This is a genomic window from Luteimonas sp. e5 (assembly GCF_054031035.1).
Genome location: NZ_JBSTRX010000001.1, coordinates 329,977 through 343,716 on the forward strand (window position 1 = coordinate 329,977; position 13,740 = coordinate 343,716).

Here is a 13,740-nt window from a genome sequence, read left to right on the forward strand (position 1 = left end):
CGAGCCAAGACCACATCGGGAGGAGCCGTCATGACCTTGTCCAAGGCGCTGCAGGACGAGACACACTCCTCTCGGCGTTACGACTCCAGCGCCTGCCGACGATGGACTGCCATCAGATGGCGGAGGCTTTGCGGGTTCATGAAACCACCTTGAAACGTAATCTGGAACACCCCGACATCCACGCTCTTCTCGCGGACTTCAGCCGTGTGATCAACGCACTTCTGGAAGTGCAATGCGACCGCGATCAAGCAATCGCATACTTCGTTCACACCCCCATCCGCGTTCTCAGCCATCGAACCTTGCTGAGCTCGACGATCGACGGCGACACCGAGAGGGCATTGCGTACTTGCATACAATTTCGGGTGGCCAAAACGGCTAACAGCGATGACGCAAGTGCTGAAGCACCTGTGCCGCGCCCGTCGCCCGCGATCCTGACTCTGCCGACGGCTAGCAACCGACGCTGGCGAGCCGCTCGCATCAATTTCCCCGATTCAAGCTGTTTTTACCCACCGAATCCGGGAAAAGCCGCGACCGACGGCATCTAGGCTTGAGCTCCTTAGGTACACGGAGCGGAGCAGCCATGTCGATCGAGGATCGCCTGCGGTGGATTGAGGACAGGACCATGGAAGAGGACGCGCTCATCGCCTGCTTCGCGGCGGTTGAGCAACTTGTGGTGGCAATTGGCACTGACGCAGCGGAATTTTCGGTAGTTGCGAAAGAACAGCGAAGCGAGTTGCGTCGGGCGATTGTCGTGCGCCATATGCGCGAACACGGCATGCGGTCCTACGTCGACACATCCCGGAGGGTGTTATTTCTGCGATTCGAATGTGGACGACCGAGGCTGACTTGGCATGTCGCCTGGTTCAGCCGACGCGGGCCGCGGCCGAGGTTTTCATCGGTGAAATCGACAAAGAGCGGCACTGCACTGCGAGATGTTCTGGAGGGCGCGCATCCGGATGAGATGGATCTGCTGACCTCTCATGAGATGACCGTGCGCGATTTCAATGCCCGATGGGCGCGCATTGTCGCGCTCCGCAGGGCCCTCAGGATGTGCGCGCTCGCGACTCTCAATGCGCGCGACAAAGGCCAGCAGCCCGGCAATCCACGGGGCGGCGATGTCAAATGATCTGACTCGCCCCGCGATGGCCACCTTACGGATCCGCTGACCGCGAACCGCCTCGGCTCCGGCGTGCGTGGTGCAGCCCATTGGCCCCACGCAGCGGCAGCCTACACAGAGGCGGCCGCGCCCTGCCAGGCTCCCGTTCCCCCGCATTAAGACCCACGCTCCTCAGATTGCCCTTCAGGGGGGCACGTCGGGCGACGCATTGGCACAAACGCCTCAAGGAAAGCCCCTCGGCGGGGCCAAGAAATCCCGACGGATGTTGAGTGCAGACAAAGGCGAAATTCCAGCCGCAACGACTGGAAGTAAAAGTGCTTGGCAATCAGTCACTTGCCGGCCATCTTCAGCGCTTCCCACGCCGCGAAGGCGAAATTCTTCAAGACCAGCCGCCGCGCAGTCAACGCAGAGGGGGAATTTCGCCTATCGAACCGTGAAAGTGTTTTACAACAATGACTTGCGTCGCATTTATTTCGCCTTCGCTGCTCAGCCGCCAATTGGATCAGGTATGCCGTCGCGCCGCATGTTTGCGAACCGTAGACAAAGCGCACACATGTTTGCGAAGTTCTTCCGTTTCGCAATGAAGCAATGTACTCACGAATGGAGCCACCCGCTCCGACTACCAACTACGGGTCAAAAGTGTCGCTAGTCGTTCACGATCGGTAGTGGGTTCAGAGCACGTCCGAGCGTGCGAGTTCATGCGGGAGTGCGGCCTACCGTCATTCTTGGAACGATCGTGGCTACGTTCGGGTCATCAACCACTGCATCTGCGCGGACTCGTCATGCAGCCTGCAGGTGTATCATTCGGCCGAACCGACCTGTCGACGGGCACACTATGGATAGCCGAAGGATGACGGTGGCTGATACATCCCCGCGGCAGTCGCATCAGCCCAAGTGCCGGCCCAACAAGCGCGGTGCTGCAGCCCTGAGCTCTGCCATGGTGAATTGATACCCCGCCGTGCGACCGACCCGTTTGGCGGCTTCTGCGAGGGGCGTTGGGCAACAACGCGGGCGCATCGTAACCAACGCTCCTATCTGCGTCCGCAACTCCGATTTGCCCGTCCGAAACCGTCCACTACACTGGCACCAACGGGGCAAATGACCTGCCGGATCCTTTCCGTGCGGCTGTCGCGGCGCCCCACGACCCAGTCCACGAAAGACACCGCAACAACGTGTCATCAGAAAGGAAGCGCCCTTGACCGCATTGACCGACATCCTCGACAGCTATCGCACGGCGGCCCGTAGCGAGCGCGAGAAAGGAACCTACTTCGAGGAGCTCATCCGCACCTACCTCCGCCACGAGCCCACCTACCAGGATTTGTACGCCGAAGTGCTGCTCTGGTCGGACTGGGCCAAGCGCGAAGGCAAGGACGCGCGTGACACCGGCATTGACTTGGTGGCGATCACCCGGGACACCGGCGAAGTGCATGCCATTCAGTGCAAGTTGTACGCCGAGGACCACAGGGTCACGAAAAAGGACATCGACAGCTTCTTCACCGCCTCGGGGAAGAGGCCCTTTGCGCGCCGCCTCATCGTCACGACGTCGACCAACTGGTCCGAGCACGCCGAGGACGCACTGTTCGACCAGCAGCCGCCCGTGTTCAAGATCGACCTGTTCGACCTTGAGCAGAGCCTGATCGATTGGGCGCAGTACGCGCCCAGCAAGGCGCCAACCCTGAAACCCCGTAAGAGCCTGCGTCCGCACCAGGAAAATGCCCTGAAGGCAGTCAAGGCCGGCTTGGCGGAACAGGACCGCGGCAAGCTGATCATGGCGTGCGGCACCGGCAAAACGTTCACCAGCCTGAAGATCGCAGAGGAACTGGCCGGCAGCGGCGGGCGTGTGCTGTTCCTGGTGCCCAGTCTTGCGCTGCTCAGCCAGACGTTGACCGAATGGAGCCAGGAAAGCGCCACGCCGCTGCACAACTTCGCGGTGTGCTCGGACAGCGATGTGGGCAAGAAGCGCAAGGTGGACGACGACACGGTGCAGACGTTTACCCACGAGCTGCGCTATCCAGCCACCACCGATCCGCAGCGCCTCGCCGCGGAAATGGCCAAGCGCCATGACGGCGAGCACATGTCCGTGGTGTACGCCACCTACCACTCCATCGACGTCATCAGCCAGGCACAGAAGAAGCACGGCCTGCCCGCCTTCGACCTGATCGTCTGCGATGAAGCCCATCGCACCACCGGCGCGACGTTCGAAGGGCAGGAAGAAAGCGCTTTCGTGCGGGTCCACGATGTCAACTTCCTGGATGCGCGCAAGCGGCTGTACATGACCGCCACCCCGCGCATCTTCGGTGACACCGCCCGCGCCGTCGCCGAGCGCGACAACGTGGCGCTGTACTCCATGGACGATGCCAGCCAGTACGGCAAGACGCTGTTCACGATCAGCTTTTCCGAAGCGGTCAAGCGTGGCCTGCTGTGCGACTACAAGGTGATCGTGCTGGCGGTGGAGGAATCCCACGTCAACCGCCGCATCCAGGCGCTGTTGAAAGACGGCGACAACCAGCTGCGTGTGGATGATGCCTCGAAGATCATCGGCTGCTGGAAGGCACTGTCCAAACAGGGACTCGAAGACGAACTGACCATGGACCCGCACCCGATGCAGCGCGCCGTGGCGTTCTGCCAGGTGATCGAGTCCGGTGGCAAGAGCAAGACCCACAAGGTGGCATCCAAGCAGATCGCTGCGATGTTCCAGTCGGTGGTCGAGGCCTACCAGCAGACGGCAGAGTCCGAGGAAGAAACGGCCGCCCGGCTGGCCTGCGAAGCCAAGCACGTCGACGGCAGCATGAACGCGACCGAGAAAGAGGAAAAGCTCAACTGGCTCAAGCAAACCCCGCCGGCCAACACCTGCCGCATCCTCAGCAACGTGCGCTGCCTGTCCGAGGGCGTGGACGTGCCGGCGCTGGATGCGGTGCTGTTCCTCACCCCGCGCAACTCGCAGGTGGACGTGGTGCAGTCGGTGGGCCGCGTCATGCGCAATGCGTCCGGCAAGACCCGCGGCTACATCGTGCTGCCGGTGGTGATCCCGGCCGGCACCGAGCCGCACGAGGCACTGAACGATAACAAGACCTACAAGGTCGTGTGGCAGGTCCTGCAAGCGCTGCGCTCGCACGATGACCGTTTCGACGCGATGGTCAACAAGCTCGATCTGATCGGCCGCGACACCAGCAAGATGGAAGTCATCGCGGTCACCGACTCCATCCAGCGCAAGGCCGCCAAGCTGTCGAAATCCGACAAGGCGCGCAACCGCGCCCGCGGCGGCCAGAGCATTGGCACCGCCGCCGTGCAGGACCAGCCCGAGCAGCAGCAGATCGAGTTCGAAATCGGCGAGATCGAACGTGCCATCTACGCCAAGCTGGTGCAGAAGGTCGGCAATCGCCACCACTGGGAAGACTGGGCCAAGGACATCGCCCAGATCGCCCGGACCCACATCGATCGCATCGAAGGCATCCTCGAGAACCCCGACAACACGCGCGAACGTGAAGCCTTTGCGCAATTCGCCCACGAACTCCGGGATGACTTGAACGACAGCATCACCGACGGCGAGATCGTCGAGATGCTCGCCCAGCACCTGATCACCAAGCCGGTGTTCGATGCGCTGTTCGACAAGTACAGTTTTGCCCAGCACAACCCCATGTCCAAGGCCATGCAGTCCGTGCTGGACGTGCTGCAGGAGCATCACCTCGAAAAAGAAGCGGAAACCCTGAAGTCGTTCTACGACAGCGTGAAGTTGCGTGCCGAAGGCATCGACAGCGCCGTCGGCAAGCAGAAGATCATCGTCGAGCTGTACGACAAGTTCTTCCGCACCGCCTTCCCGCGCATGACCGAACGGCTGGGCATCGTCTACACCCCGGTCGAAGTGGTCGACTTCATCCTGCACAGCGTGCAGCACCTGCTGAAGACCGAGTTCGGCGAGGAGCTGGGCAGCAAGAACGTTCATATCCTCGACCCGTTCACCGGCACCGGCACCTTCGTCACCCGGCTGATGCAAAGCGGCCTGATCTCGCCCGAGCAGCTGCCGCACAAGTACCGGCACGAGCTGCACGCCAACGAGATCGTGCTGCTGGCCTACTACATCGCGGCGATCAACATCGAGTCCACCTATCACGACATCGTCGGCGGCGATTACGTGCCGTTCGAAGGCATCCTGCTGACCGACACCTTCCAGATGTACGAAAAGGAGGACCTGGTCAGCGAAGTCCTGGAGATCAACAGCAAGCGCCGCAAGCGGCAGAAGGCGCTGGACATTCGGGTGATCGTCGGCAATCCGCCGTACTCGATCGGGCAGCGCAACGAGAACGACAACGCAGAAAACGTTGCCTACCCACATCTTGATGCACGCATTCGCGACACCTATGCGGCACGTTCTACCGCAACACTGGCGAAAGGCTTGTACGACAGCTATATCCGCGCGATCCGCTGGGCCAGCGACCGGGTCGGTGATGCCGGCGTGATCGGCTTTGTCACCAATGCCGGCTGGCTGGATTCCCAGTCTGCTGATGGCCTGCGCAAGTGCTTGACGGACGAGTTCTCCAGCCTGCATGTGTTCCATTTGCGTGGGAATGCACGTACGTCCGGGGAAACGCGGCGCAAGGAAAAGGACAATGTTTTCGGCGTCGGCAGTCGCGCCCCCATCGCCATCAGCCTGCTGGTCAAGAATCCGGCCGCCGAGCAGCGTGGAAAGATCCTGTTTCACGACATCGGCGACTATCTGAGCCGCGAGGACAAGCTGGCGAAAATTGCCGAGTTCAGGGATGTCGGCGGCGTCCACGATTGGCAGAAGATCGTGCCCGACGAGCACGGCGATTGGCTCAACCAGCGTGATGACAGCTTCAGCACTTTCGTGGTGATGGGCGACAAAAGCAGCACGCAATCAGCCATCTTCGAAAACTACTCGCAGGGCATTTTGACCGCGCGTGATGCGTGGGCGTACAACGCCAGTCAGCAAGCCATGGTTGGCAACATGAAACGCATGATCCGCTTCTACAACAGTGAGCGGAAGCGTTTCAGTGAAGCCGTTGAAGGCCAGGCCCCAAAGGACAAGAAAGCGAAGGTCGACAAGTTCATCGACACCGATGCGAGCAAGATCAGTTGGACTGCCAACCTTAAGCAGGAACTGGTGATGGACCGCAAGCATTCATTCGAGAGTGATGGCGTAGTACAGAGTCTGTACCGGCCCTTCACCAAGCAGTGGGCCTACTTCAATCGGCGGCTCAATGAGAGGGTCTACCAAATGCCGCGTCTCTTTCCCCACGCGGATTCCGAGAACTTGGTGATCTGTACACTTGGAACGGGTAGCTCGAAGGGTTTTTCGGCGCTGATCGGGAACACAATTCCGAACTACGACAACATTGAAAAAGGGCAATGCTTCCCGCTCTACCTGTACGACACCGCCCAAGAGACGAATAATGACGACTCTGATGACAAGCCCGGCTTGTTCGCCGGCGATGCTTCTCAAGGAGAGCGCCGCGATGCTATCACCGACACCGGTGTCGCCCACTTCCAGACCGCATATCCCGGCGAGACGATCAGCAAGGAAGACCTGTTCTATTACATCTACGGCATCCTGCATTCCCCCGATTACCGGGAGCGTTACGCCGACAACTTGTCCAAGGAGCTGCCGCGCATCCCGCGCGTGGCCTCGACCAAGGACTTTTGGGCGTTCAGCCAGGCCGGTCGCGACCTGGCCGAGCTGCACCTGAACTACGAAACCGTGCCCATGTACAAGGGCGCCAAGGTCGATACCGGCGGCAAGACGCTGACCGATGCCGACTACCGCGTCGAGAAGATGCGTTACGGCAAGGGCAAGGACAAGACCATCCTGCACTACAACGACAGGATCACCGTCACGGGAATCCCGATGGAAGCCTATGACTACGTCGTCAACGGCAAGCCGGCACTGGACTGGGTGGTGGAACGCCAGGTGGTCAAAACCGACAAGGCCAGCGGCATCGTCAACGACGCCAACGACTGGGCCATCGAAACCATGGGCAACCCGCGCTATCCACTCGAACTGTTCCTGCGCGTGATCACCGTCAGCCTGGAAACGATGAAGATCGTCAATGCATTGCCCAAGCTGGATATCCACCCACTCGACGTGGCACCCAAGGCCAATCGAGCCTGAGGAGACCTCCGTGCCGATCCAACACGCGCTGTGGACAGTCTCGCAATCCCCGCAGATGCTCGCCGGCGGCAAGCTCCAATCCGAACAGCTGCTGCAGGACATGATCCTCGCGGAACCGCGCATCCTGTCGCCCGAGTGGATGCTGATCGGCAAGGAAGTCATCGAATACTTCGTGCCGGTGCAATGGATCAAGACGGTCGAGCCGCACCACGCGATCCAGGAAGTCGGCGTGTTCGGAAACCAGAACACCGCCTGCCGCCCGAGGACTCCCGCCTGTCGCACCACGGTGGGACAGCTGAAAACGCGATTCAACGTGCAGGGCTAGATTCGGCATTGCCGATATTGCGGAAACACCACTCCAAGGAGGAACAGTGCGCCAACTCATTTTGCCGACCTTGATCACCATCGCCATGCTCGCCGGCTGCCGACAGGACCCGCCTGCACCGGCGGGACCCGCAACCACGCATGACGACGAGACCCACTCGGAACCAGCGTTGAATCAGCAGGCGCTATGCGTGACGAACACCGTGGATGGTGCAGCTGACGCCTGCCAACCAGGCCAGCGGGTGGCCTTCCTGCCGAACCGGTGGGGCAATGAGCAGCTGCCTGTCCTGTTCGCCGCCCTGCACTGCGACCTGCGTTACAGCGTCGTCCTGACGGACGGAGCAGTGACATGCATCTACATCCAGCTCAAGGACACAGAAGAGGACGAGACGCCGGAAACTGAGGACGAAACGCCAGAGGCGCAATAGCAGCCTTCGGCATCACGGCACGAATCCATCCATAAGGCGCGTGCCTGACGTGGCTATTTCTCTGCTCACGCGCGGGAACACCTTCGCAACAGGGAAAGGCAGGCGCAACAGGGAAAGGCAGGTGGCACTCCGGCTTTGCCAGGACGCAAGCTTCTTAGCCAATCACTCCGGCGTTGGCTCCGCTGCTTGCGTCGCGAGGGTGTGGGATCTCCGCCAGAAACTGGAGTACGAGCAAAGTGTCCGATTCACCCCGTTTTTGACCGCTGAATCCGGACTTTGTCGACGGAAACAGCATGTACCCTGAGATGAACAATCTCAGGAATTGCCATGCGCCCCCATGACGAGTCACGCCACCAAACAACAGAAGTCAGACTTGGCCATATCGGATTTCTTGCGAAGAATGGACGGCTGGTCTTAGAGATACCGCATCAAGATCTGACGCAGGAGCGCGTAAAAAGAAAAATCAAGGATCTGTTTCTATCGGGCACGATTCGTTCTGCAATTTGCGGCTGCGTGCAAAATGGGCCTTCAATGTACCTGCGCGTCCGCAACGGCAGACTCGAAATATGCAATCTAGCGCGTGGAGGTGAGCTTCATTCTCCGCAATGTGATCGTTTCAGCGCTTTCGCCCAAATCGCCATTGACCTCGATCGTGATCGCTGGCGCGCGCACGGTCTGGACAGGATTTGCGCACCTCCACCAATTGGTCGTCGCCACGCAGCCGCTGACACATCTCATGACAGACGCCCTCCGTCACGAATGCCCGTCGGGACTCGGACATTGGGTGCAGGCCTTTTGGCACTGATCGATGCTTCAGAGCTGAATCGATTCGACCCTGGTACTGCCCCTAGAGCCTGGCAATTTGTAGCCGGGCGGTTTCACGATATTGCCTCAGCGCACGCAGCGGGGGCCAAGGCAGTTCAGCCCATCGTCCTAGGCCTTTCCGCGTCCAGTAGACGTCTTTCAGAAGTCATCGGCCGCAGCGGACGAGTCGTTGTGATCGGCCATATTATTGGCCGGAGGTATACATCATCATCGGTGGAGCTGCGCATCCTGGGAGTTGAGGGTTCCTTACGAATAGATCTGAAAAAATGGCAATATGCACTTAGAAGAGCGACTTCTCGATGCGTAAAGTCGATCTTTTCCGGCCTGCCACGAGCTCGCGGCAAAATCATCTTCGCTGCCGATATTGAAAAGGATCGGAAGGGAGAAATTCGAGTCGGTGCCATTGGCCTCGTGGCCACCACCGATACCTGGATCCCTGTGGAGTCTTCGTACGAGCTGGACTGTGCCGACCGCCTTGCTTCTGCGGGTTACAAATTTACGAAAGACATATATCAACCGACAAGCATACCTTTTCGCCCGGACTTTCGCCTTCACCTCTCAGATGGCGAGGATTTCATTCTGGAAGTCGATGGACTGACCAGTGAAGAATATTTAATGCGAAAGATCACGGTGCATGCATGGCTGAAAGAGCACATGCCCAACGGCCATGCGATTTGGCGCGTCAATCGCGGAGACAGATTCCCGATCCTGCCGGCGCCGTGACTCCGCGCTCCACAAGTTGCGATTGACCTGCCCCGCTGAGCCGTACCCAGCGAAGCTGTAAAGTCCGTCAAAAAAGAGGACGGACATGAAAAAAAGTCGATTCAGTACTTAGCTGATCGCCTGCTTCCGCGGCTTTCCCACCACCGTGCGCACCGACAAGGGCCCCGAGTTCACCAGTCGCGCGTTCCTGGCCTCGACGCAGCGGCACGGCATCCGGCACATCCTGATCCAGCCTCGCAAACCGATGCAGAGCGGATGCATGGAGAGCTTCAACCGCAGTTTCCGGGCTGAATGACTAAACGAACACTGGCTCTTCCCTCGTGGCCGCCGGTGACGTCATCGCCAACAGTCGGCGTGCCTACAACGCAGCCAGGCCTCACAGTGGCGGTGGTCGTATCCCGCCAGCACACATCGCCGCGAACCACCGATCCCAGGCCAACACGAGTGCAGTACCCTTCAACTTCGGGCTATACCAGTAATCACTGGTAAGGAAATTTGGGGCAGGTCACATCGCTGATTACGGATCCCATGGACTGCTCAGGTGATTCGCCGAGGAAATGACGCGTAGTGCATCCGTTGGGACAAGCGCTGCACTGCGCCGCGACGGGAAATACACCATGGAGTCATCAGCACTGTGGACCAGCACGCGCACCTCGGTTCCTTGAGCAATCGTCACTGGTTGCTCGTTAAGCATCAGCACGACACTTAGTTCTCGAGTTGTCTTTGCCGAGGCCTTGTTCCGGGTGACCATCGTCAAGTCATGGCCAGCTTGCGCGGATCCGTTCTTGGCAGCTGCGATCAACACTGCAATGCCCATCAACTCGCTTCGCTCGACACCACGTCCCAAGCCATGATTCCAGCCGCCTTGGCGCGCCGCCTCCGCGTTGCCCAACTGAGCCTGCTCCTTGTACCAAGCATTTTCGAACGCCAAGTCCCTCGGTAGCGCCAACGCGCCCATGCGCTCGAATGGTGGGTCCGTGAGCCTGCCGCCTGCTTGCCGATACATCCGCAGGAATATGGCGCGGCGGTCACCCGAGCCCGCCTTGCGCAGCCACTCGTCTGATTCAGACTCGCTCGCAGGGACGACACGCCCCTGTGCATGGATGACGGCCAGCGCGGTCATCGCCTCCGCGTACCCCGCGCCGGCGGATTTCAGCAACCACGGCAGCGCTTGCGTTTCATCGTGCTCAAGGCCCGGCAAGCCTTGATCGTAATAGGCTGCACCCAGCACGAACTGGGATTCCGCGTGGCCGGCGTTCGCCCTGCGCTTGAGGTCGGTAACCGCCTCATTGGCTTTCCGATAGAAGGCTACGATCGCTTCGGTTTCCGGATCTTCCTGCTGCGGCCCAGCCCACGACGCCGGAGGTATGGCCAAGAGCGCGAACACGAGCATGGCAAGCAACCTCGCTTCACGTATGAACTCGCGACGCGGTACCAGCAGCCAAATTGCAAGCGGCTTCAAGACTTTGACGTTCATGTGACTCCCCTAGTCCGATCGGTGGCTGTTGGGCGGATGTGCCGGCGAGGGCGGCGCATTTTCGCCTTCTCGTCTTTTTCATCTATAGATGAACTATAACTTATCGTTGATACGCGTCGATACGGCGTCAAGGCGCCAAGCCGCATGCTTGACACGCGGAAGAATCAGCCCGGATCGCCTACACGACTACACGCAAGACTCGGGGCTCGACCAGGCGTCACCGCCCGGTGCTCCATGCGCTTACTGACCCACCAACGGGAACCTCTGATCCAGCAGTCGGGCCACCGATGCATTGCGGCGACGGGAGGGCATCACCGATCTTTCGGCGGCCGGAGCGTTCGGGAAGGGTTGCCTGCTGGTCATGCGAGCTTCTCTGCTCTCGGACGAGCTCGAGCGAGTCGCGGCCGACAAGTTCCTCCAAATGGTCGGCAGCCGATGTGTGACCGTTGCCCGTCACATGGACTTCGACCTGCATCTCGCCTTTCGGCTGTGACTCACGATGCTTTTGGATCCATGTCAAGGCTTGCTTGAGGGCGGCCCGTGAGCGTCGGTCGAACTGCGGTACGCGTTCTGAGAGTCCGACGTCGGCTTGTTGGGCACACTCACGGGCATGCGCAAGGTGTGGCGGCTCGCCACCTCGTGGTCATGACAATCACGTGATGCCGAACTACTCGTCCATTTCGGACAACGTGCCGATGTTTCTTGCGTGCTAACTTTTGAAACGGCAAAGGTGTGGTTCGTTTGGGCCACCTCAACCACAGAAGGGAAAGCCGATGCTCCCCATGAAGCCTGTCCGCCGGCCGCCGTACACCCGCATCCCGATCACCTCGCATGACGTGTTGATCAACGTCTGGGAGGTGTTCGAGATCTCGGAAATCCGCACGAAGCTGGAGAAAATCCTCGAGTCCTGGGAAGACTGGGACGCGGCTGAGGCGATCCGAGCGCACCAGTCCTACCGCAACCTGATCTACGTGGTGCACCGCAAGGCGGAGAGCTATCGGAGGTCGATCAACAAGGCGGCCGCACGCGAGGGGTATTCGTTGGGCGAGGACATGGAAGATGTCGAGCGCTTTGCCAAGACGCTGGATATCCGGGAGCAGGCGGTCTGCCATGCCGCAATGCTGAAGGTGTATACCTTGATCCAGACCGTGGATGCGATGGAGAAGGCAGCCACCAAGGACCCTGTTCAGCACATGCGCAACGTGGGCAAGGATCTGCGCAGGTACGTGCTGGGGCTCTTCGGCACCCAGCTTCGCTACAAGGACCAGGTTGTCGAAAAGTGCCGCCGCGAGGGATACCACGTCGAGGAGGAGGAGCTGGTTCCCATTCCGCTGCTTTCCAAGGACATGGGTCCGTTCTGGGAGATTGCCGAAGTCGTCCACGGGGATCCGTCGATCCCGCCGACAGGCACCCCAGTACGCCTCGACTTCCACTGACGCTGGTGCCAGGCAGTCGACTTGGATCCGGCACAGCGACACGGTGCGTCGCGTGCGATCGCACGCGCATGAGACGACGCTGAGAGTGCCAGCTGCAACGCAACCTCGGTCCTGCCTCATGACCCACGAACTGACCCATCGGTTCTCCAGCGCCGGACCTTGGATGCACAGGGTCTTTATCGGCGCGGGTCACTGCGTAGTGCGGCCTTCAATGCGCTTTGGGCTTCTCGGCGAGCCTCTCGCTCGGCTGTCAGTGCCGCCGCACATTCCGCCAAGCGAGCTTCTGCGGCGATCGTCCGATCCAGCGCGTCGCGCAACTCGTTTTCCAGTGCCTGAATTTGCTGATCCCGCTGTTCCAAAGCGCGGCCAGCCTGCGCGTGCTCCTCCTGCAGTGTGTCCAGAGCTTCCCGATAGTCGGCGACCTGTAGCGCGTGCGCAGCATGTGCATCGCGCAACGCCCGGCGCTCGTCCCGCAGCCGGATGTCCATTTCGGACACGGCACAGTCCCACACCTGCTGCGTTGCCTCCTCCATGGATTTGCTGAGGACATCGGGGATTGGGATGCGTGTGGCGGCAGGTGCCGAGCGCCGCTGGTGCCAGACCTGCATCGCGGCGGCAATGGTCGTGAACGAGCCGCCGCCGAGGCGCTCCCGCACTGCCTTTTGCGTCGGGCGGATGCCTTCGGCGTCCAGTGCGCTTGCGGCTGCGAAAACGTCTTCTTCCGTGAGTGCCATCAGAGCCTCCAAAGTTGTAGCGTGTAGCGCGATACAACCGCTACGGAATACAGGTTCGCTACACGGAACGCGCGGTTGCCTCATCATCGTCACGCGGTCGTGTGCCTCTGGGAAGTGGACACGATTAATTCCTTGCAATTCCTCCTGGCGGGCAGCTGGCAACTGTGGTGACTGGCGTGCGTGTTGTGGCTCCGACAGGCTTGCTGAGATCTGGGCTGTTCGCCCGCCCCTTGTAAATCACGGGTTACATGATCAAGAAAAACCAGGGCTAACTTTGCTCGCGTCCGATTCGTGATTTCTGGGGTACGCCACGAGCGGTGGCGTCATAGGAAATCACCATGTCGAACGACCCGCGCAGCCCGGACCCGGAGCTGCTTCGCGCCATCCGTTGGGCGCGTACTCATGGATGGCCAACAAGGGCCGCGGATCTGGCGTTGGCAGCGAGAGTCTGGCGCAGGGTGCGCAGTCGCGGTTCAAAGCTTGGCGACCAAACGCTGGAATTCACGTCGCAGCTCTACGAACTCTTGCCGATCACCGACGACGGGCCAG

General features: G+C 60.3%; 9 protein-coding genes and 1 pseudogene. 8 read left to right on the plus strand and 2 right to left on the minus strand.

Annotated features, from left to right (window positions below):
- The first annotated feature begins 149 nt into the window (after positions 1-149).
- The 7 genes and pseudogenes from ACW11F_RS01640 to ACW11F_RS01670 form a co-directional block, all read left to right on the plus strand.
- On the plus strand, positions 150-545 hold the full coding sequence (locus ACW11F_RS01640; RefSeq protein WP_456995183.1) for a hypothetical protein: 396 nt from the start codon (positions 150-152) through the stop codon (positions 543-545).
- Between the two features lie 35 nt (positions 546-580).
- Positions 581-1,126, plus strand: coding sequence for a hypothetical protein (locus tag ACW11F_RS01645; protein ID WP_456995184.1), 546 nt, complete (start codon positions 581-583; stop codon positions 1,124-1,126).
- 1,186 nt (positions 1,127-2,312) lie between these two features.
- Positions 2,313-7,244 (plus strand): DEAD/DEAH box helicase, encoded by a 4,932-nt coding sequence (locus tag ACW11F_RS01650; RefSeq protein WP_456995185.1) that lies wholly within the window; start codon positions 2,313-2,315, stop codon positions 7,242-7,244.
- A gap of 10 nt (positions 7,245-7,254) precedes the next feature.
- Positions 7,255-7,569: a hypothetical protein gene (locus ACW11F_RS01655; protein ID WP_456995186.1), complete on the plus strand. Its 315-nt coding sequence runs from the start codon at positions 7,255-7,257 to the stop codon at positions 7,567-7,569.
- A 46-nt stretch (positions 7,570-7,615) separates the two neighbouring features.
- Entirely contained in the window at positions 7,616-7,996 is a 381-nt protein-coding gene (locus ACW11F_RS01660; protein ID WP_456995187.1) for a hypothetical protein, read from the plus strand.
- Between the two features lie 327 nt (positions 7,997-8,323).
- The gene (locus tag ACW11F_RS01665) at positions 8,324-9,544 is read left to right on the plus strand and encodes a hypothetical protein (protein ID WP_456995188.1); all 1,221 of its coding nucleotides are present in this window, start codon (positions 8,324-8,326) and stop codon (positions 9,542-9,544) included.
- Between the two features lie 115 nt (positions 9,545-9,659).
- A pseudogene (locus ACW11F_RS01670) lies at positions 9,660-10,023 on the plus strand (transposase family protein); the annotation flags it as partial.
- A gap of 38 nt (positions 10,024-10,061) precedes the next feature.
- Here ACW11F_RS01670 and ACW11F_RS01675 read toward each other — a convergent pair.
- On the minus strand, positions 10,062-11,021 hold the full coding sequence (locus ACW11F_RS01675) for a tetratricopeptide repeat protein (protein ID WP_456995189.1): 960 nt from the start codon (positions 11,019-11,021) through the stop codon (positions 10,062-10,064).
- Between the two features lie 773 nt (positions 11,022-11,794).
- Between ACW11F_RS01675 and ACW11F_RS01680 the strand changes: the two genes are divergently transcribed.
- The gene (locus tag ACW11F_RS01680; RefSeq protein WP_456995190.1) at positions 11,795-12,457 is read left to right on the plus strand and encodes a hypothetical protein; all 663 of its coding nucleotides are present in this window, start codon (positions 11,795-11,797) and stop codon (positions 12,455-12,457) included.
- Positions 12,458-12,633: 176 nt separating this feature from the next.
- On the opposite strand, the gene ACW11F_RS01685 is transcribed toward ACW11F_RS01680, so the two are convergent.
- Positions 12,634-13,191 (minus strand): DNA-binding protein, encoded by a 558-nt coding sequence (locus tag ACW11F_RS01685; RefSeq protein WP_456995191.1) that lies wholly within the window; start codon positions 13,189-13,191, stop codon positions 12,634-12,636.
- Between the last annotated feature and the right edge of the window lie 549 nt (positions 13,192-13,740).

What these genes read in the sequence shown, in the direction of transcription:
- ACW11F_RS01645 (WP_456995184.1), top strand. Translation starts at nt 581, where the DNA reads ATGTCGATCGAGGATCGCCTGCGGTGGATTGAGGACAGGACCATGGAA.
- ACW11F_RS01665 (WP_456995188.1), top strand. Translation starts at nt 8,324, where the DNA reads ATGCGCCCCCATGACGAGTCACGCCACCAAACAACAGAAGTCAGACTT.
- ACW11F_RS01675 (WP_456995189.1), bottom strand. Translation starts at nt 11,021, where the DNA reads ATGAACGTCAAAGTCTTGAAGCCGCTTGCAATTTGGCTGCTGGTACCG.
- ACW11F_RS01680 (WP_456995190.1), top strand. Translation starts at nt 11,795, where the DNA reads ATGCTCCCCATGAAGCCTGTCCGCCGGCCGCCGTACACCCGCATCCCG.
- ACW11F_RS01685 (WP_456995191.1), bottom strand. Translation starts at nt 13,191, where the DNA reads ATGGCACTCACGGAAGAAGACGTTTTCGCAGCCGCAAGCGCACTGGAC.